General features: G+C 65.1%; 16 protein-coding genes and 1 pseudogene. 13 read left to right on the top strand and 4 right to left on the bottom strand.

Features of this window, described 5'->3' with window-relative positions; genetic code table 11:
- The first annotated feature begins 91 nt into the window (after positions 1-91).
- Both U1E26_12425 and U1E26_12420 read left to right on the top strand, forming a co-directional pair.
- On the top strand, positions 92-1,423 hold the full coding sequence (locus U1E26_12425; protein ID MDZ4170438.1) for a glutamine synthetase family protein: 1,332 nt from the start codon (positions 92-94) through the stop codon (positions 1,421-1,423).
- Between the two features lie 103 nt (positions 1,424-1,526).
- The gene (locus tag U1E26_12420; protein MDZ4170437.1) at positions 1,527-2,192 is read left to right on the top strand and encodes a response regulator transcription factor; all 666 of its coding nucleotides are present in this window, start codon (positions 1,527-1,529) and stop codon (positions 2,190-2,192) included.
- 13 nt (positions 2,193-2,205) lie between these two features.
- On the opposite strand, the gene U1E26_12415 is transcribed toward U1E26_12420, so the two are convergent.
- Positions 2,206-2,778: a class I SAM-dependent methyltransferase gene (locus U1E26_12415; protein MDZ4170436.1), complete on the bottom strand. Its 573-nt coding sequence runs from the start codon at positions 2,776-2,778 to the stop codon at positions 2,206-2,208.
- Positions 2,779-2,862: 84 nt separating this feature from the next.
- Here U1E26_12415 and polA point away from each other — a divergent pair, with 84 nt between their 5' ends.
- From polA to coaE, 4 genes and pseudogenes are all read left to right on the top strand, one after another.
- Positions 2,863-5,556 carry a DNA polymerase I gene (polA, locus tag U1E26_12410; GenBank protein ID MDZ4170435.1) on the top strand — a complete coding sequence of 898 codons (2,694 nt, stop codon included), beginning with the start codon at positions 2,863-2,865 and terminating at the stop codon, positions 5,554-5,556.
- Between the two features lie 96 nt (positions 5,557-5,652).
- A complete protein-coding gene (locus tag U1E26_12405; protein ID MDZ4170434.1) occupies positions 5,653-5,895 on the top strand; it encodes a hypothetical protein in 243 nt (80 codons plus the stop codon).
- A 340-nt stretch (positions 5,896-6,235) separates the two neighbouring features.
- Positions 6,236-7,300 (top strand): annotated as a pseudogene (gene rpsA, locus U1E26_12400) (30S ribosomal protein S1).
- A 673-nt stretch (positions 7,301-7,973) separates the two neighbouring features.
- Complete coding sequence (gene coaE / locus U1E26_12395) at positions 7,974-8,591, top strand: dephospho-CoA kinase (protein ID MDZ4170433.1); 618 nt, start codon at positions 7,974-7,976, stop codon at positions 8,589-8,591.
- Here coaE and U1E26_12390 read toward each other — a convergent pair.
- A complete protein-coding gene (locus tag U1E26_12390) occupies positions 8,572-8,814 on the bottom strand; it encodes a DUF2905 family protein (GenBank protein MDZ4170432.1) in 243 nt (80 codons plus the stop codon). The genes coaE and U1E26_12390 overlap by 20 nt on opposite strands.
- A gap of 97 nt (positions 8,815-8,911) precedes the next feature.
- On the opposite strand from U1E26_12390, the gene U1E26_12385 reads away from it, so the two are divergent.
- From U1E26_12385 to U1E26_12360, 6 genes are all read left to right on the top strand, one after another.
- Positions 8,912-9,532 carry a lytic transglycosylase domain-containing protein gene (locus tag U1E26_12385; GenBank protein MDZ4170431.1) on the top strand — a complete coding sequence of 207 codons (621 nt, stop codon included), beginning with the start codon at positions 8,912-8,914 and terminating at the stop codon, positions 9,530-9,532.
- Positions 9,525-11,636: an excinuclease ABC subunit UvrB gene (uvrB, locus tag U1E26_12380; protein ID MDZ4170430.1), complete on the top strand. Its 2,112-nt coding sequence runs from the start codon at positions 9,525-9,527 to the stop codon at positions 11,634-11,636. Before U1E26_12385 ends, uvrB begins: the two co-directional genes overlap by 8 nt.
- Positions 11,637-11,697: 61 nt before the next feature.
- Complete coding sequence (locus U1E26_12375; protein ID MDZ4170429.1) at positions 11,698-12,054, top strand: hypothetical protein; 357 nt, start codon at positions 11,698-11,700, stop codon at positions 12,052-12,054.
- A gap of 166 nt (positions 12,055-12,220) precedes the next feature.
- Complete coding sequence (locus U1E26_12370; GenBank protein MDZ4170428.1) at positions 12,221-14,302, top strand: heavy metal translocating P-type ATPase; 2,082 nt, start codon at positions 12,221-12,223, stop codon at positions 14,300-14,302.
- A gap of 34 nt (positions 14,303-14,336) precedes the next feature.
- On the top strand, positions 14,337-14,681 hold the full coding sequence (locus tag U1E26_12365; GenBank protein MDZ4170427.1) for a hypothetical protein: 345 nt from the start codon (positions 14,337-14,339) through the stop codon (positions 14,679-14,681).
- Between the two features lie 22 nt (positions 14,682-14,703).
- A complete protein-coding gene (locus U1E26_12360; GenBank protein ID MDZ4170426.1) occupies positions 14,704-16,041 on the top strand; it encodes an AarF/UbiB family protein in 1,338 nt (445 codons plus the stop codon).
- A 35-nt stretch (positions 16,042-16,076) separates the two neighbouring features.
- Here the strand turns inward: U1E26_12360 and larE are convergent, their stop codons facing one another.
- Complete coding sequence (larE, locus tag U1E26_12355; GenBank protein MDZ4170425.1) at positions 16,077-16,883, bottom strand: ATP-dependent sacrificial sulfur transferase LarE; 807 nt, start codon at positions 16,881-16,883, stop codon at positions 16,077-16,079.
- Positions 16,884-17,142: 259 nt separating this feature from the next.
- Between larE and U1E26_12350 the strand changes: the two genes are divergently transcribed.
- A complete protein-coding gene (locus tag U1E26_12350; GenBank protein ID MDZ4170424.1) occupies positions 17,143-19,686 on the top strand; it encodes a discoidin domain-containing protein in 2,544 nt (847 codons plus the stop codon).
- Here the strand turns inward: U1E26_12350 and U1E26_12345 are convergent.
- Positions 19,683-20,246, bottom strand: a complete 564-nt coding sequence (locus tag U1E26_12345; GenBank protein MDZ4170423.1) for a cob(I)yrinic acid a,c-diamide adenosyltransferase — start codon at positions 20,244-20,246, stop codon at positions 19,683-19,685. The genes U1E26_12350 and U1E26_12345 overlap by 4 nt on opposite strands.
- Positions 20,247-20,252: the final 6 nt, after the last annotated feature.

Raw genomic sequence — 20,252 nt, 5'->3', positions numbered from 1 at the left:
CATTGACCGTGTATCTTGCTGCCCACGACGTATGAATAACGTCACCGGCGGGCACGCCTGACAGGCGTGCCGGGAAAGGGAGGTCACACGTATGCCGATGTCATTCGACAAGGACTATGTCCTCAAGACCGTCGAGGAGCGCGACGTCAAGTTCATCCGCTTCTGGTTCACGGACGTGCTCGGCGTTCTGAAGTCGTTCGCCGTCACCGACAGCGAGCTCGAAGGTGCGTTCGAGGAGGGCATGGGCTTCGACGGATCCTCGATCGACGGCTTCACCCGCATCCAGGAGTCCGACATGGTCGCGTTCCCTGATGCTTCCACGTTCCAGATCCTTCCGTGGCGTCCGTCCGAGCAGGGCGTCGGCCGCATCTTCGCCGACATCACTACGCCCGACGGCCAGCCGTTCGATGGTGACCCTCGCTATGCTCTCAAGCGCATGCTCAAGAAGGCCGGGGACATGGGCTACACCATGTACGTCGGTCCTGAGCTCGAGTTCTTCTACTTCGCAGATGACGAAGGCACCCAGATCATCGACAAGGGTGGCTACTTCGACCTCACTCCGCTCGACATCGCGAGCGACCTGCGTCGCGAGACCGTGCTGACCCTCGAGAAGATGGGCATCCCGGTCGAGTACTCGCACCACGAGGTCGCCCCGTCGCAGCACGAGATCGACCTGCGCTACCAGGAGGCGCTCACCATGGCCGACGCGGTCATGACGTACCGCCTCGTGGTCAAGGAAGTCGCCATGGCCAACGGCGTGTATGCCACGTTCATGCCCAAGCCCATCGCCGGCATCAACGGTTCAGGCATGCACACCCATCAGTCGCTCTTCACCAAGGATGGCAACGCGTTCTACGACGCATCCAAGCCGGGATTCCTGAGCGACACCTGCCGCCACTACATCGCCGGTCTGCTGAAGTACGCTCCTGAGTTCTGTGCCATCACCAACCCGCTCGTGAACTCGTACAAGCGACTGGTTCCTGGCTACGAGGCTCCCGTGTACGTTTCATGGGCGCAGGCCAACCGCTCCGCGATGGTTCGCGTGCCGCTCTACAAGCCCGGCAAGGAGGCCGCAACCCGCATCGAGCTCCGTTCGCCGGACCCCTCGTGCAACCCGTACCTCGCCTTCGCCGTCATGCTGGGCGCCGGTCTGAAGGGCATCGAGGAGAAGCTCGAGCTCATGCCTGAAGCCACCAACGACATCTTCGAGATGACGCCGGCCGAGCTCGAGGCCGCTGGCATCAAGACCCTGCCGCGTAACCTCGGCGAGGCCATTGAGTGGTTCGAGAAGTCAGAGGCGATGAAGGAGATCCTCGGCGAGCATATCCACACGTTCTACGCCAAGAACAAGAAGGCCGAGTGGACCGACTACATCAAGGACGTCTCTCAGTGGGAGCTGGATCGCTACCTGAGCGTGATCTAGCCCGCGAAACGCAAGCGATAGACGGCAACGACGCCGGGCGGGGAAGCTCTCCGCCCGGCGTCTTGTTCCACAAGATTGCGACGGGAGCGCTAGAATCGTGCACATGCGACACGTGCTCATAGTCTCAGATGACGACCTCTCGCGGGCTTGGATCCGCTCGCCGCTCGACGGCCTGGATGTGGTGATCGTCGAGTGCGGCTTGGCCGAACTTCCCCGGCGCGCCCTCGACGGAAACGTCGAGCTGGTGATACTGGACGGCGGCAGGAGCCCGGAGGCCCTGACTCACGCCGTCGAGAATGCGGCGTCCGGCGGCGCTGAGGTCAAGCTCCTCGTGGTGGTTGAGAGTGAGGCGCTCTCCAGCATGAGGCTTCCCGTGCAGATGCCCAGTGACTTTCTCGTTCGCGGAAGCTCATCTGAGGAACTGGCCGTGCGGGTTCGCAACCTGCTGTGGCCCGGTGAAGAGGTTGCGCGTCAGGAGCTCATCCGCGTCGAGAACCTGACGCTTAATCTGGCCACGTATCAGGCGCACATCGATGGTCAACCCATCGATTTCACCTACCTCGAGTACGCGCTGTTCGCCTTTCTGCTCACCCATCCCGGACGTACGTATTCGCGTGAGGTCCTGCTACGTCGGGTGTGGGGAAGTGACTACTACGGGGGCTCTCGTACGGTCGACGTCCACATTCGACGCATCCGCGCGAAGCTGGGCGCTGAGTTGTCGCGCCGTCTCGACACCGTGCGCAACGTGGGCTACCTCTGGAACGCGTAGTGCGCCAGACGCGCTAGCCCTTCTCGCCCAAGAAGTAGTACGAGCGCGCTGACGTGGGCACACAGGTGCCCGATACCCCCCGCTGTGCCAGATAGGTGCACAGGTCTGCGGGCCGGAAGAAGGCCGCTGGTTCGCCCAGCACGCGCTCTGCCCACACGATGAACCGGATCGCGTCAGGGTCGTAGTCGAGGATGAAGAGCGCCCCGCCCGGCCTCAGCACGCGAGCGATCTGGGCAACGGCGCCGTCCTGATCGCGGAAGTGATGGAACGCGTCTGAGACCACTGCCAGGTCGAACGAGCCGTCGGGAAACGGCAGCGACTCGGCGACCCCCACGAGGCCTGTGACGCGTTCGTGCTGGGGAAGGTAGCGCAGCATCTCGGGCGCAGGGTCGAGCACGGTGACCGTCGCAGGCAGCGCATCGGCCAGCCGGACGGCCAGCGCCCCGGTGCCCCCACCAAGGTCAAGCAGCCGCGCTTCCTGGCCGGCGTACGGGCGCAGGAGATCTGCGATCTCGGAGATGTGATCTTCGCTCCAGCGATTGGCGAAGCGGTGGAACACCGGGGCGGCCCAGTTGAAGAACCCCATCGCGCCTCCGTGTCGGGTGGCTCGGGTACACTCGGAAGTGCGGGTCACCTCGCACTGAATCGGTATCTTCCCGAAAGGCGTCACATGCCCCAGCGCACCATTGCCGTGATCGATGGCAACAGCCTGCTCCATCGCGCCTTCCACGCATTGCCCGAGACGATGACGGCGCCCGACGGGCGGCCCACCAATGCCGCATTCGGATTCCTCTCGATGCTTCTGAAGCTGATCGCAGACGTTCGACCGGATGGCGTCGTCGTGGCCTTCGACCGGGGCAAGCCGGCCTTTCGAACGGAGGCGCTTGCACAGTACAAGGTGCATCGCCCGCCGACCGCCGAGGCGCTTCGCGCGCAGTTCCCCATGGTCAAGACGCTCATCGAAGCACTCGACGTTCCCATCGTCGAGATCGAGGGCTGGGAGGGCGACGATATCCTCGGTACGCTCGCCAGCAGGGGAGACGCTAGCGGGCTGCGCATGCTGCTCGTGACCGGTGATCGCGACGCTTTTCAGCTGGTCGGAGAGAACGTGCGCGTCGTGACCACGCGCAAGGGGATCACCGACATCGCCATCCTCGGTCCCGATGATGTGTTCGAGCGCTATGGGGTTACCGCGGCGCAGGTGCCCGACTACTTGGGCCTGAAGGGCGATACCAGCGACAACATCCCCGGGGTGCCCGGGGTCGGCGAGAAGACCGCCTCCAAGCTGCTCCAAGAGCACGGGACCCTCGACGCGGTGCTCGACGCTGCCCGGCAGGGGCTGGTGCCCGGCAAGGTGGGCGCCAATCTCGTCGAGTTCGAGAGCGCGGCACGGGCAAGTCGGACGGTCGCCACCATCGCGTGCGATGTGCCCATCGAGCTCGACCTCGAAGCCGTGACGTTCGGCCAGTTCGATTCTGTGCGTGTCGCCGAGGCGTTCGGCGCCCTGCGGTTCACCTCGCTGCTGGAACGCGCGATGGCTCTGCGTGGCGCCGGCGCGCCGAGCGACGGGATCTTGGTGGGTGACGTACCGGGAGCAGGCGCCGCCATCGAAACCGCCGCCGCCGAACCGAGCAGGTCCTCCCCCTGCCTGACCGGCTCGGAGGCCACGTCGCGGCTGGACGAGTGGCTCGCGGCGCCGGACGCAACGAGACTCGGCGTCGCCTTCGGACAGGCGTGCGAGACGCTCTTCGACGATCAGCGGGACCTCGCTATCGCGGGACCGGCTGATGTCGCGATCGTAAGTGGTGACGCTGCGCAGGGCACGTTGGCAGAGCTGTTCTCCCGGGCACGGGTGGCTACGTCCGACGCTAAGGCGCTGATTCACGAGATCTGCCCCGCCGACGAGTCACAGCCGTGCGATCACGCGGGGCTCGACGTCGACCCCGCGCGCCTGTTCGACGTCGGCATCGCGGCGTACCTACTCGAGTCGAACCGTTCGGACTACGGCCTCGCCAGTCTGTCAGCCGACTACCTGAACAGGCCGATTCCTGCGACGACGCAGGAGTATCCCGATGCTGCCGCGGCTGCTCGCGCCTCGGTTGACCTGGCCGATGAGCTGGAGCTCAGGCTTGAGGCGGATGGTTCGCTCGAAGTGCTGCGGCGGATCGAGTTGCCGCTGGTACCGGTTCTGGCGCGTATGGAGCGCACCGGAGTCGGGCTGGATACCGCGGTGTTGGAGCGGCTCGCCGTCGAGGCGCGCGAGAGTACAGCCGCCTTGCGCGACGAGATCCACACGCTGGCGGGAGGAGAGTTCCTCATCGACTCACCCAAGCAGCTGGCCGAAGTCCTCTTCGACCGGCTGGGGCTGCCCACGCAGAAGAAGACCAAGACCGGGTACTCGACGGATGCGAGCGTTCTGGCCACCCTCGCACCACTGCACCCCATTGCGCAGAAGGTCGTGGCCTACCGCGAACTCACGAAGCTGACGAGCACCTACCTCGAGGCGCTTCCGCGGATGCTCGGAGGTGACGGACGTCTGCACACGAGCTTCAACCAGACCGTCGCTGCGACCGGGCGCCTGTCATCGAGCAATCCGAACCTGCAGAACATCCCGGTGCGAACCGAACTCGGCCGAAAGATCCGTGCCGCATTCGTCCCGGCGGCCGAAGACGATGTCATGGTGAGCGCTGACTACAGCCAGATCGAGCTGAGGATCCTCGCGCATCTGTCAGAAGACGAAGGCCTGATCGAGGCGTTCACCAGTGGTGCGGACTTCCATGCCGCCACCGCCGCGCGCGTCTTCGGGGTGGATGTCGGAGCGGTCGAGCCGGGGATGCGCGCGCGGGCCAAGGCCGTCAACTTCGGTATCGTCTACGGTCAGACGGCTCACGGGCTCGCTGACTCGCTCAAGATCGGCAACGCAGAGGCCCAAGCGATGATCGACAGGTACTACGCGGCCTACCCCCGCGTTCGGCTCTACCTCGATGAGACCGTCGCTTCCGCGCACCGTGACGGGTTCGCGGTGACCATGTTCGGTCGCAAGCGGCGAATTCCCGAGTTGCTCTCGTCGAACTACAACGTGCGCTCCTTCGGCGAGCGGACCGCCATGAACCACCCGATGCAAGGCAGCGCGGCCGACGTGATGAAGCTCGCCATGCTCGAGGTGGACCGCCGACTGCGAACGGAAGGGCTGGCCAGCCGCATGGTGTTGCAGGTGCACGACGAGCTCGTCTTCGAGGCTCCGCTCTGCGAGGTCGAGCGGCTGACGCTACTCGTGCGAGAGGCGATGAGCGGGGTCGCCGATCTGGCGGTTCCGCTTGACGTGAGTGTCGCGAGCGGCGCTGACTGGGCATCCGCCAAGTGACGATCGACCGATTGCGCTGCTTCGTAGTCGGGTCTTGATTCCCCCGTGTGAGCGAGTAGGATGTGTGATGTACATCACACTACGGAGGTTCAGTTCATGCTTGCAGAAGCAGTTTCGATGGTCCAGATCGGGCATCTTTCTCTGTTCGTCGCAGGACTCGCGTGCTTGTTCTGGGCTGGCCCCGTCTTCGTCGCTTCGTGTGGCACGCGTCAGACCCTGCGCACGCTCCGCCCGCGTCAGGTCTGGGACTATCAGCGGGGTTACGCCGCCCTTGTGCGAGGCACCCGCGTCCTGATGGTCGCGTCCGCGTTGGCGGTGTTCGTGTGGGTGGTCTTCTAGGGCCGTAGGTGCCGCAGCGCACCCTCGTTGCGCGCGGTCACGTGACCGGCACACGAAGGTCTGCTCTCGGCTATGGCTACACCCGGACGCGTGGCTCTGGCGCTCGAGCTTCCAAGAAGCTATAGTTATCAGTCGGTGCGCCAGAATCCGCTGGCGCCGTGACACTGTAGGCCCCCGAGGACATGTAGGCACCTGTAGGCGACGGACTACTACGTAGGCGACGACTCTGTAGGCGACGGACATGAACGCTGGGGCCCCGTGTTTGGAAGGGGTCCACGAAGTGAGCGACCAAGAGCAGCAAGGCACCATCATCGAGCTGACGGATTACACCGACGAAGAGATGAACGCACTCATCGACGGTACGTTGACCGAGTTTGATGATGGCGATCTGGTGAACGGCAAGGTCGTTCGCGTCGAGCGCGACGAAGTCCTGCTCGACATCGGCTACAAGTCCGAAGGCGTCATCCCCGCCCGCGAGTTGTCCATCCGCAAGGATGCCAGTCCGTCAGAGATCGTGTCGGTCGGCGACGAGATCGAGGCCTTGGTTCTCCAGAAGGAGGACAAGGACGGGCGGCTCATCCTCTCCAAGAAGCGCGCCGAATACGAGCGCTCCTGGCATAAGGTCGAGGAGATGTTCGAGTCCGGCGAAGACGTCGAGGGCGAAGTCATCGAGGTCGTCAAGGGCGGTCTCATCATCGATATCGGTCTGCGCGGCTTCCTGCCTGCCTCGCTCGTCGACCTTCGCCGCGTCAAGGATCTCTCTACCTATCTCGGTAGCCGCCTTGAGGCCAGAGTCATAGAGATGGACCGCAACCGCAACAACGTCGTCCTTTCGCGCCGCGTGGTGCTGGAAGAGGGCCGCAAGCACGAGCGCGCCGAGATTCTCGGCAAGCTCCAGAAGGGCATGATCCTGCCCGGTACCGTTTCGAGCATCGTGGACTTCGGTGCGTTCGTCGATCTCGGCGGCATCGACGGCCTCGTGCACATCTCCGAGCTGTCCTGGAGCCACGTCAATCACCCCTCCGAGGTCGTCAAAGTCGGCGACCCGGTCAACGTGCAGGTGCTCGACGTCGACCTCTCGCGTGAGCGCATCTCGCTCGGCCTGAAGCAGACGACCGAGGATCCCTGGAAGCAGCTTGTACAGAACTACCCGATCGGTTCGATCATCGAGGGCACCGTGACCAAGCTCGTGCCGTTCGGCGCCTTCGTCGAGTTGGGTGACGGCATCGAGGGTCTGGTACACATCTCGGAGATGGCCAAGGGCCACGTCGAGACGCCCGACCAGGTGGCGAACGTGGGGCAGAAGGTCCACGTCAAGGTCATGGACGTCGACACCGAGCGCCGCCGTATCTCGCTTTCAATGCGCTCGGCCGCCGAGACTCTTGGTATCGAGATCGAGATCACCGGAGCCACCGAGCCCGAGGAGGGCGAGGACGGCCAGGACGCTTCTGAAGGTGCGGTGGCAGTCCTCGACACTGATGGCGACGGCGAGGCCGACACGGTCGTTGCGGTTCTCGACACCGACGGTGACGGCGACCCCGATACTATGGTGACCCTTGCCGATACGACCGGTGACGGCCAGATTGACACGATGATCGCGGTCCTCGACACCGACGGCGACGGCGAGCCTGACACGATGGTGACTTCAACGGATCTTGATGGTGACGGCGAGCCCGACATCGTCGAGATCGTGACCATCAGCGACACCGATGGCGACGGCGAGCCTGACATGATCGTCACCTCGGTCGACCTTGACGCTGACGGCGAAGTCGATCTGATCGAGGTCGTAGCCGCTGTGGACACCGACGGCGACGGCGAGGTCGATTCGGTCGTCGAGATCATCGCGACCGCCGACGAGGAGCCCGCCGACGAGCCCGAGGCTGAAGAGGAGCCTGCTGCCGAGGTCGAAGACGAGCCCGCCTCGAAGTAGGCGACACTCCCTATAGCGCCATGACGAAGGGCCCGGATCCAGGCACAGCGCCGATCCGGGCCCTTCTGTTGTCATTGGGGATTCGACCGCTTCTGGGTGCGACCGGGCGAAGCGTGCAACTCGGGCCTGTGTGTGGTACCCACTACCTATGAACGTAATCGCTCTGACAGGCGGTATCGGGTCGGGCAAGTCGACGGCTGCGGAGTACTTCAGTTCGCGTGGCGCGGTCGTCGTGAGCCTCGACGAGGTGGCCCGCAACACCCTCACGCCGGGGTCCGCTGCGTTGGCTGCAGTCGTCGCCGCGTTCGGCGAAGGCGTCCTCAGCGCTGACGGTACCCTCGATCGTGACGCTCTGGCTCGCCGGTCATTCTCGAGTCGGCAGGCCGCCGAACGCCTGAACGCCATCGTGCATCCCGCTGTGGCTCGCGAGGTCGGCCCGGCCCTCAGAGAGCTCGATATGCTGCCGATGAGGCCCGAGGTCGTCGTCATCGAGGTCCCGCTCATCGTCGAGGCGCCGGTGTTCGCCGAACTCGCGGACCTGGTTGTGGCCATCGAAGCGCCCGAGGAGATGCGCATCGCTCGGGTCGTGTCTCGCGGGATGAAAGAACCGGATGCGCGGGCCCGTTTGGCGTGTCAGGCGACCGATGCCCAGCGCGCTGAGCTTGCAGACGACGTGATAGTCAATGCGACGACGATTCGTGACTTCCTGAGCGAGCTCGAGCGCTACTGGAACACGCGAGCGGTGCCTATCGCCAGTATCGAATGATCAGGTTGAGCACCAGTGTGAGCAGAAGCGACAGGATGATCGACGCGGTGATCGGCACGAAGCAGCTCCAGTTCTCGCCGTTGAGCTGCAGGTTCCCCGGAAGCCGCCCAAGTCCGAGCCGCGCGCCGAAGTAGAAGAGCGCACCGAGCCCGGCCAGCGCCAACCCGGCGAGAACCATGAGCAGGCCCATCTGGCTCATCGGGTCGACCGGTTGCCGATCCATTCCCCGTCCCTTCTGCGAGAAGCCGTCCCCACACGTAGAGGCGATTCCCTTGCCCGGTTCACGTGCATCATCACGCAACCTGTGGTACCCCTTGACTATGCCTGCATTCAACCACAGAGAAAAGGGCCGCGCGGACGCGCTTGCCACGACACGCTGGGTGATACTGGGCGTGATCGGCCTGCTCGCCCTGGTGACGCTCCTCTTCTTGCGAGGACCTGAACCGTGGCAGCGTCGGTACTATCAGTTGGATCATCGTGAGGCGATCGCCGCGGCATCAGCTCGCCACAAGGTGAGCCCGTTCCTGATCGCGGCGGTCGTCGAGGCCGAAAGCGACTGGGACCCGAGCGCACAGTCTGCCGTGGGCGCGGTGGGCCTGATGCAGGTGATGCCTTCGACGGCGGCCGAGCTCGCCCAAAGGGGCGTGGTCGACGAGGCTCGGTTCTCGCCCGATGATCTGGAAGACCCGGCAACCAACCTCGAGTATGGCAGCGCCTACCTTCGTTACCTCATCGAGCGCTACCATGAGATAGAGCCAGCGCTGGCGGCCTACAACGCGGGGCTCGCCAACGCCGACGTGTGGGCGAAGGGCGGCGGCGACATCCGAGAGCGAATCGAGTTCCCCGCAACGCGGCACTTCGTTCTGAAGGTTTCGCGCGCCAAGGATCGCTACGAGGCCCTGTACCCCGAGGCGTTCGAAGGGTGGAAGCCAGGTGAGTGATGAGAAGAGGGCCGACCTGCCGTCGACCCAAGGGCTGACGAAACCCTTTCGCGTCGTCTCGCCGTTCGAGCCAGCCGGTGACCAGCCCAACGCCATCGCTGAGCTCGAGGAGGGTCTCGGCCAGGGGCTGCGGCATCAGACGCTTCTTGGGGTGACCGGCTCGGGCAAGACCTTCACCATGGCCAAGGTCATCGAAGGGGTGCAACGGCCCACACTCGTGATGGCGCCCAACAAGACGCTGGCCGCCCAGTTGGCGAGCGAGCTCAAGGAGTTCTTGCCGGACAACGCGGTCGTGTACTTCGTGAGCTACTACGACTACTACCAGCCGGAAGCGTACGTGCCCACGACCGACACGTTCATCGAGAAGGATTCGTCGATCAACGCCGAGGTCGAAAAGTTGCGTCACGCCGCGACGGCGGCGCTGCTTTCACGCCGCGATGTGGTCGTCGTGGCAAGTGTCAGCTGCATCTACGGCATCGGATCGCCGGAGGACTACGCCGGCATGGCGGTCTTTCTCGACCTCGAGGTCGGTTACGACCGCGATCAGCTGATGCGCGACCTGATCGAGGTTCAGTACGACCGGAACGACTTCGATCTTGCGCGTGGCACGTTTCGCGTTCGGGGTGACGTCCTCGACGTGTTCCCGCCCTACGCCGACCATCCGGTGAGGGTGGAGTTCTTCGGTGACGAGATCGAGGGAATCAGCGAGGTCGACCAGACAACGGGCGAGGTGCTGAACAAGTTCAGCTCGGTGCCCATCTGGCCAGCCACGCACTACGTCACCGAGAAGCGCAAGCTCAGAAACGCACTCTCGACGATAGCTGAGGAGCTGCAGCTCCGCCTCGTGGAGCTCAAGGCCGGCGGCAAGCTGCTTGAGGCACAGCGCCTGGAGATGCGCGTGAACTACGATCTGGAGATGCTCGAGACGATGGGGTTCACGAGCGGCATAGAGAACTACTCCCGGCACCTCGATGGGCGCCAACCGGGCGAGCCTCCGAACACGCTGATCGACTACTTTCCCGACGACTTCTTGTGCATCATCGACGAGAGTCATGTCACCGTTCCGCAGATCCGGGGCATGCACGAGGGCGACCGCAGCCGCAAGCTCACCCTGGTGGAGCATGGTTTCCGGCTGCCGAGCGCCCTCGACAACCGCCCGTTGCGTTTCGACGAGTTCGAGCAGCGGGTGCCGCAGTGTGTCTACGTGTCGGCCACGCCCGGTGACTACGAGCTCAAGGTGAGCGAGCAGATCGTCGAGCAGATCATTCGGCCGACCGGGCTGATCGATCCAGAGGTCATCGTGCGCCCCGTCAAGGGTCAGGTGGACGATCTTGTGGGCGAGATAAAGGACCGGGTCGCGCGGGATGAGAGGGTCCTTGTCACGACGCTCACCAAGAAGATGTCTGAGGATCTCACGGACTACCTCTTCGAGCAGGGCGTGAAGGTCCGTTACCTCCATTCGGATATCGGCACGCTGGAGCGCGTCGACATCTTGCGCGAGCTCAGGCAGGGGGTCATCGATGTCGTCGTCGGTATCAACCTGTTGCGTGAGGGCCTTGACCTGCCGGAAGTCTCGCTCGTGGCGATTCTTGATGCCGACAAGGAGGGCTTCCTGCGCAACTTCCGCTCGCTCATCCAAACCATCGGGCGCGCTGCGCGCAACGTGTCCGGCCAGGTCATCATGTACGCCGATCGGGTCACCGATTCGATGCGGTTCGCCATCGACGAGACCAACCGGCGGCGTGAGATCCAGGTCGCCTACAACACCGAGCACGGGATCGAGCCGCAGACCATTCGCAAGGCGATAGCCGACATCGTGCAGTACGTCCGACAGGGCGAGTCGATGTCGACGAGTGCGGCAGAGGCAGCTCGCGAGCTGGGCAAGTTGCCCAAGGCAGAGGCGCTGCGCCTGCTGACCTCCATGGAGGACGAGATGGCAGCGGCCGCTCAGGCCCTCGATTTCGAACAGGCTGCGCGGCTGCGCGACCAGGTCGTCAAGTTGCGTGCCGAGATCGAGGGCACCGACACGGACGACGTGCTCGACCGGTTGAAGCAGGGAGCCCGCAAGGGAAGTGCGCACGGCGTTCGGAAGCGCCAGCGATAGCACCTGCGCTGCGTGCTACCCTGTATTCAGGTGAGCGAGCTCGGCGACGGAGGCTGACGCAGTGGATATGGCAGAGTTCCAGCGCGATTGGGCGCGGATCAAGAACGAGCACACACTGGACCGTGATGGTGCCAACAACTACGGCTGTTTCAACGTCGAGGCGTGCCGGAACTGCAACTACGTCTACAACTCGCGCAACTGCATCAACTGCCACAACTCGGACAGCATCATCGACTGCGTGCAGTGCATCGACTGTCGCGACTGTGCCTTCTGCGTCGGACTCAACGGCGCGCGTTTTCACATCCTGAACAAGGAGTACAGCGAAGAGACGTACTACGAGACGCTCCGTTCCTTGGGTATCGACTGGAACATACAGGCCTTCGATCCGCTTATGGACCAGTACGGCCTCGGAGGCTAGGTCCGCACGTGCAAGACCTCATCGCGATCGGTAGCGAACATGCGCTCGAGGCACGCCCGTGAGTAAGCGGCCCACGAATCAGGCGGTACTTGAGCCATGCGTGCAGGCACCGTGTCGCGCCGCGTGGCGCATCGCGGGTTTGGATTGACCCGACTGCGCGCGCACCGTGAGTGCGTCAGTTGCGCGGATCGAAGGCGTACTGTCGGCCGACCTCAACTTCGCAAGTGCGACGTTGCTCGTCGAGTACGATCCCGCGGCGGCGCCCCTTGCCCGCGTCGTGTCCGTGGTCGAATCCACGGGCCACGGCATCGCACCGCTTGATGACCAGGGCGAGACCAGTCCTGTGCCCGCGCGACCGTGGTTGGATCGCCACCTCGCCGGAGTAGCGGCACTCGGTAGTGGCGTCTTCTCGGCCGTGGGCGCGCTTCTTGGCGTGATGGGCGCCTCCGATCTGGCGTCGAGCATCGCGTTCGCGATCGCGATTCTTTTCGGTGGCCTGCTCATCTGGCGTCGTGCGGTGGTGTCACTCAGGGCACGCGTGCTCGACATGAACGTTCTCATGAGCGTCGCGGTCGTCGGCGCTGTTGCGCTGGGCGAGTGGGGCGAGGCGGCCACCGTGTTCTTCCTGTTCTGCGTCGGCGGCCTGCTCGAGTCGCGTTCCCTCGAGCGCACGCGGCGTTCGATTCGCGACCTCATGGACCTCTCGCCCGCGACCGCGCGCGTTCGTCGCGGCGAAGCACTCGTCCAGATCGGCGCCTCCGAAGTCATGATCGGTGAGACGGTGACGGTGCGTCCCGGCGAGCGCGTGCCGCTCGACGGTGACGTCGTGGCGGGATTCTCGGCGGTCGACGAATCGGCGATCACCGGGGAATCGATCCCCGCCGAGAAGACGCTGGGTGATCGCGTGTTCGGGGGGACCCTCAACACGAGCGGCCTCATCGAGGTGCGCGTGACCGCACTCGCGGCCGACTCGACCCTCGCGCGGATCGTCCACCTGGTCGAGGAGGCGCAGGCATCGCGTGCTCCCTCACAGCGATTCATCGATCGGTTCAGCCGCATCTACACGCCGACGGTGATCGTCCTTGCCGCGCTTGTCGCCGTGGTTCCGCCGCTGCTGGGTGCCATCGCAGGGATCGAGGGCATCTCGACGGCCGAGTGGGTCAACCGCGCCCTGGTCGTCCTGGTGGTGGCGTGCCCGTGTGCGCTCGTCATCTCGACCCCGGTGTCGATCGTCTCGGGCATCACGCGCGCCACGCGCGATGGCGTGCTCGTCAAGGGAGGCGTGTTCCTTGAGGCTGCGGCGAAGGTTCGCGCGGTGGCCTTCGACAAGACCGGCACCCTCACCGCCGGCGTTCCCGAGGTGCGTCGAGTCGTCGCATCAGGGCCTTTGGGTGAGGGTGGAGTACTGGCGGTGGCCGCAGCACTGGAGTTCAACTCCTCCCACCCGGTTGCGCGTGCGGTCGTCCGTGCCGCGCAGTCGAGGAACATCACCTGGAGCGAGGCCGGTGCCTTCACTGAGACTCCTGGCCTGGGGGTATCCGGTGTGGTGGACGGGGTTCACTACGCGATCTGTAGTCCGGTGCGCGCGCTTGAGATCGCGGAGCCGGAGGCCTCGACCGTCCAGACGGTAGCCGCTATAGAGGACGACGGAATGACCGTCCTCGTCGTAGTCGGAAGCCAGCGGATCGTAGGTCTGATCGCGGTTGCCGACACGGTGCGTCCCGAGGGTCGTGCTGCCGTCGAAGCGCTGCGCAGGGGCGGCATCGAGCACCTCGTGATGCTGACGGGAGACAACGACCGAGTAGCGCGCGCGGTGGCTGAGCACGCGGGGCTCAGCGAGTTTCGAGCACGACTCATGCCCGAAGACAAGACCGCCGCGGTCTCGGAGCTGGCGAACCGATACGGCACGGTCGCCATGGTCGGGGACGGCGTCAACGACGCGCCCGCACTGGCTGCGGCCACGATCGGTATCGCCATGGGTGCCGCCGGTAGTGATACGGCCCTCGAGACCGCCGATGTCGCCTTGATGCGCGACGATCTTTCGGCGCTACCCGGTTTCTTCGCACTCGGGCGCCGCACCATGCGCGTCATCGCACAGAACATCACGGCATCCATCCTGATCAAGGTGGTGTTCCTCGCGTTGGCGCTCACCGGGCAAGCCACACTGTGGATGGCGGTGTTCGCGGATACAGGCGTCGCGCTTCTGGTCATACTCAACGGGATGAGATTGCTGAGGCCGCTGCGCTAGAGCGCTTCCGCGTGGCGCGAGGGAAAGGACGAGGATGCCGAGCAACGAGGATTTCTTGCGCTTCATGGCGGCATGGGCCCTGGTGCATGAGACGGCAGACGAGGGCTGGAAGGCAGCGGTGGCTCGCGGCGAGTCGGACGAGGCCGGGTCATTGTCGTCAGGCCCTGAGGCGTTCGTTGACGGCCTGTCGGCCATGATCGCAGCTGAGAAGGATCGGATGAAGGCCGAGCTGTCCTCTGTCGACGCGGGTGCCGCTGGGTCGCGCGTGGAGGTAGGGGCGCAACTAGACGAGCTGCGTTTCGAGGTCGCCGAGCTCCGTGGGCGGATCGAATCGCTCCAGACGTCGCTCGATGCGGCGCTGGCGAGACGAGACTCCTAGTGCGCGGTTCCGGACACCGCCGATGAGCCGCACCTTCGTGATCGCGCGTACTCTCGGCGCTGCGGTGCTCGTAGGGTCACTCCACTTCGATCCCGCGCGGCGTCGCGCGGAGCGTGCTAGGCGACTGCGCGAGGGGCTCCAGCGCCTCGGGCCTGCGTTCATCAAACTCGGTCAGGTCATCTCGGTCAGACCGGATGTGTTCGGTCCCGAACTGGTCTTTGAGATGGAGCGGCTCCAGGATTCCGTTCCCGCGTGGCCGGCGCGCCAGATTCGGGACATCATCGAGGCCGACCTTGGAGCCCCGGTAGACCGTCTGTTCGCTGAGTTCGATGATCTGCCCGTCGCGAGTGCTTCGATCGCCCAGGTTCATCGAGCGGTGTTGGCCCAGCCGTACCGGCCCGTCGTGGGCGAAGAACTTCCGGCAGGCACGGTCCTCGCCATCAAGGTCGTTCGGCCGGGCGCCGAGGGTGCGATCCTGGCAGACATCGCTGCGGCCCGTCCGCTCGTCGCGCGGCTTTCTCGCCTTCGTGCGCTACGCCGCTACAACCTGCCGGCGTTGCTCGACGAGTTCGCTGCTTCACTGTGCTCGGAGTGCGACCTGCGCCAGGAGGCTCGCGTGGCGGACCGGTTCGCGTTCGACTTTCGTGACGATCCGCTCATGCTCGTGCCGCGCGTCGTGTGGCCACTGACTGCCCGCCGGGTGATGACGGCCGAGTTCGTCGACGGATGGCGATTGTCCGAACTCGATGAGGCGGCGCGTCGCGGGATTGACAGTCGGGCACTGGCGGTGCACGGGGCCAATGTGTTCTTGCGACAGGTGCTCGAGATCGGTCGGTTCCATGCAGACCTGCACCCGGCGAACCTGTTCGTGACCCCACAGGGCCGCATCTGCTATCTGGATTTCGGCATCATCGGGCGCACCGATCCGAGCCAGCGTGTCGCAATAGCGCAGGTCCTGGCCGCCACGGTCTACGGCGACGCCGACCGGGCGCTTCGGTACTCCGCCGAACTCGGACTGGTTGTGCCATCCGAGGCGCAGACGCGCGTGAAGCGGCGCGTGAGTGAGCTGATGGCTTCGACACTCTCCGCTCCGCCGCGCGACATTCGCGCCTTCGCCATCGGGTTCCTCGGCATCATGGCCGAGGAACGCGTCGCAGTGCCAGCGGGCTACGGATTGCTGATCAAAGCGCTCGTGACGGTCGAGGGTGTAGCTCGGGCGCTGCACCCGGATATCGACATCACCGAGGCCGCGAAGCCCTATGCGACGCGACTCATCGCGCGCGAGATGCTGCGTCCGGCCCGACTGGCGCAGCGGGTTCCGGATGCGATGCGGGCGGCACTACGCGTCCTCGCGGAGTGACGCCTGGTCCGGCCCCGCGCCGCACGAACGAGTGCCTACGGCTCCGGGAGTACCTCGTTAAGTGATCCGGTGCGGTACCCCTCCAGATCCAGGGCCGCGTAAGAGAACCCCGCGAGGCGACCCGCCGCACTGATCGCCTCGCGGGCGAGCCAGGCGGCCTCCATCTCGTCCGGCGCGACTTCGACGCGCGCGACGGTCCCGTGCGAGCGGACGCGAAACTGGCGCAGCCCCAGTCCTCGCAGCGCGTTCTCGGCGGCGGCGACCTGGGCGATTCCTGACTCGGTGATCGCCTCACCGTAGGGGAAGCGCGAGGCCAGGCATGCCATCGACGGCTTGTTCCCGTTAGGGAGTCCGAGTTCGCACGCTATCGAGCGGATGTCAGCTTTGGTCATGCCCACATCCTGCAAGGGGCTGATCACCCCTGACTCTGCAGCAGCACGGCTCCCCGGGCGGTGGTCCGCCAGGTCGTCGGCGTTGCTGCCGTCAGCGATGAACGCCAGACCGTGAGCGTCAGCGACGCCTCGGAGCAGTCCGAAGAGCTCGATCTTGCACCAGTAGCAGCGGTCGGGGGGGTTGGCTGTGAATCGCGCGTCTGCCAACTCCTGTGTCTCGACCTCGATGAGTGAGAGGCCCAGTACCCCGGCCAGTTCGCGTGCCGCCGCCGCTTCGCCTTCGGGAGAGACGTCTCCCACGGCGAGCACGCAACGGCAGCGGTCGCCGAGTGCCGCATGCGCGGCCACAGCGAGCAGCGTCGAGTCGACCCCGCCGGAGTAGGCGACGAGCAGACTCGGCAGGTGGGAGAGGCGCTGGAGCAGGGCCTCGTATCGCGTGAAATCCGTCATCAGGCTCCCGTAGGTCGAAGTAGCGTGAAGTATAGAGGGATGGAAGGCGCACCGGCAGGGTTCGCGGGAAGCACGGGGCGCTTGATGAGCCGATTTCGTGCTCGAATCTCGAGGCGTCGGGACCCCGGAGATCAGGGGCTAAGGGGTTAAGCGTGCTATCATTTGGCCCCAGTCGAGGCGTTCCTCAGTTGCGGTGCTATCTGGCTTGAATCGTGCTGCGAGCGCCTCACCGACAGCCGTGACTTGGAGTCGCACGTTGATGGTTCGCCTTCTGGCCCTGCGCGTCGTGCTGCTGACCGCGGCGTTCGTGGCGAGCGTTGCGGTCCCCCCCGCAGCTCTCGCCGAGCCGTTCGCGGTCGTCGGTGATGGCCTCGCGGACTCAGTCTATCGCGCGTACACGCCGAGTGGATGGCGCAGCGTGCTGTACCCCGTGGACTGGGCCCCGGGCTACGCGGATTCGGCAGGACGAGCCATGGCGGACTTTTCCTACGCCGGCTACAAGCGTGGTGAGCAGCCCATTCCCGTGGTGACGGGCCCTGCCTTCGTGGATGTGTCGCAGCCCCCCTACTCGCTTGAGAGCTCGGTGACGACCGACGTCACGTCGGTGATTCAGGCCGCCCTCGACGACGTCGGGGCGCGAGGAGGCGGCGTGGTCTACCTGCCGCCCGCCACGTATCGCGTGTCTGCTGCTGACGCCGCGAAAGCCGCACTGACGATTCGCTACAGCAATGTGGTGCTGCGAGGCGCCGGCCGCTCCCGCACGTTCCTCGTGAACACGACGAGCGCGATGCGGGGGAAGTCGGTGATTCTTGCCAGTCCGGCGCTGTCGGGCGGATGGCACGTTCCGCCCCCCGGGGCTCCGGCCAACCTCATAGGAGACTCACGTGCCGGTTCGAACGAGGTCATGGTCGACACCCCTCACGACTTCGCTCCCGGGAATCTGATCGTGATTCGAACCGAGGCTACTGCGCAGTGGGTCGCCGAACGCGGAAACCTGCGGAACTGGAACGCAGCAACGATGGATGCGACCACCTACCTTCGACGTGTCACCGGGCTCAAGGTGGGGGGAGTCCTCGTGCTTGATGCGCCGCTACGGACCGATGTGCTTGTGCGGGATCGGGGCACCATGGCCAACGTCTATCGCGCCCGGCCGCATCTGAGTGGAGTCGGCGTCGAAGACCTGTCCATCGGGATGCTCGAGTACCCGCAGTGGGGCAACATCGCCTACGACGTTCACGAGAGCGCTGTGGTGAAGTACCAGAATGTCGAGGACTCGTGGGTGCAGAGGGTCAGCACGTTCAAGCCTGCGGGCAACCGCCGGTCCCACCTCTTGTCGGAGGGGGTATGGATCGATAACAGCCGGCAGGTGACGGTGCGTGAGTGTATCGTCGCCTACCCGCAGTATCGCGGCGCCGGCAACGGGAATGGTTTCGTGATCCGGGGCAGCGACAATCTGCTCGAGGAGTGTGGAGCGGTTGAGGCGAGGCATGCCTACACCTTCGGAATGTGGCAGGCGACGGGTAACGTGATCCGCGACTCGGTGAGCGCCCGGCCGCTGCTCAAGACCGATTTCCACATGTGGTTCTCTGCGGTCAACCTGCTCGAGAAGCTGCTAATGGACGGCCACGGCGTGGATGCCACGTTCAGAAACGACGGAACCAACGCGATTCACGGGCACACAACCTCACAGTCGGTGCTGTGGAATCTCATAGGCGTGCGCAAGCCCACGTCGTGGTCGGCAGGACCACTCGTGGATACCGTTCAGTACGACTGGGGCGCAGCCGTCGGCACGAGTGGGGCGTATTCGTCGATATCGAATGACCCGTCACTCGATGCGCTGAACGCGGACTGGACGCTTGACTTGGTAGAGGGCCAAGGGCGGGGCGGCACGCTGGTTCCGCAGTCCCTCTACCGAGATCAGTTGCGTCGGCGAACGGGTGCGTCCGGCGGCGACACGTACCTGGTCCGCGGGCGCGTCGTAGCGCCGCGCCACGGGTCTGCCCTTATCAAGGGGGGCTCCGTCGGCACCGCCGGCGTGCCGGGCGAGGTGCGTCTGGGCGCGGGGCGGGGGCTGCGTATGACCTTCAGTCTTGTCAGCACCGACCGAGTGAGCCGCGCCCGCCTCGTCCTGACGGGGCGGGTCGGCAAGCGTGCGGCTCGGCTCGTGGTCAGGGGTGTCGATCCATCGTCGGGCAAAACGGTGACACTCGCCTCCGCAGTCCGTACGCGCGCCATGGCCCCCGTGTGGGTCATCGACGTGACTCCCTACCTGCGCGAACGCCGTGTGGCTGGCGCGAGCTCGGTCGTCATCGATCTGACTGAGGAGCTGGGTGCAGGTTCCGAGATCGCGGTGCGCACGGAGTCATCGGCTCCTGCCACGCGGCCTCGGCTTGAGATCGAGACGGCACCGGGACCGGTCCTGACCGGGGCGGCGGTCGTTGAGTCGGGTTCGCCGGCCGCGGTGGCCGCAGTCGACGGGCGCTTGTCTACATCGTTTGCGGCCTCGCCCGGGCGGGGTCTTGTCATCGACCTGGGTGCACCGCGCACCGTTTCGGGGGTGGGAGCGGCCTTCGGTGGCGGGACCACGCGCTTCAGTTTCGCCGAGGTCGAGGTGTCGAGCGACGGCACGTCATGGATTCCCGTGTCCACGCTTATCGGTGGTGGCACAACCGATTCGATCGAGATCTTCGAGTGGGCGCAGCCCGTGAAGACCCGGTACCTGCGCTTCAGTGGACTGGGCACAACGTCGCTCACAACGCCTTCGACCACGTACCTGAGGGAAGTCGAAGTGTACGGCCGCTAGCCTTCCGGCGGTGACGCAGTCGGGTCCCATAGCTCGTCACCGGCGCCTGCCAGTGCGTTGGCGTATCGGGCTCCGGCGAACAGTGCGTCGGAGCAGCGGTTCATGAACGCCAGCACCTGCTCGTCCACGTCTTCAGTGGCCGCCAGCACCACGGTACGCCGCTCGGCCCGTCGGATGATGGCTCGGGCAAGGTGCAGTCGGGCTGACGCCTCACACCCGGCTTCGATCACGAAGTGCTCAAGGGGTCCGGTCTTCTCCTCGAAGCGATCTACCGCGCGTTCGAGAGCCGTGATGTCGTCTGCGGTGATCACCGGTGTGTGAGAACTGCGCGCGCTGGCGGGTGTGGCCAGTGAGCTCGAGCAGTTGAAGAGCTTCTGCTGGATGAAGTGCAATACGTCGTCGAGCCTGGCGTCGGTGACGCAGGCGCGAGCGAGTCCCACAGCGCTGTTCGCCTCGTCCACCGTTCCGTATGCTTCGACGCGTGCGCTGGACTTCGGGACCCGGCTCCCATCGACGAGCGAAGTCGTGCCTGCGTCACCTCGTCGTGTGTAGATGGTCATGCCGGC

It is taken from the genome of Coriobacteriia bacterium (assembly GCA_034370385.1).
Taxonomy (GTDB): Bacteria; Actinomycetota; Coriobacteriia; order Anaerosomatales; family PHET01; genus JAXMKZ01.
This window is presented reverse-complemented; position numbering and strand designations above follow the sequence as displayed.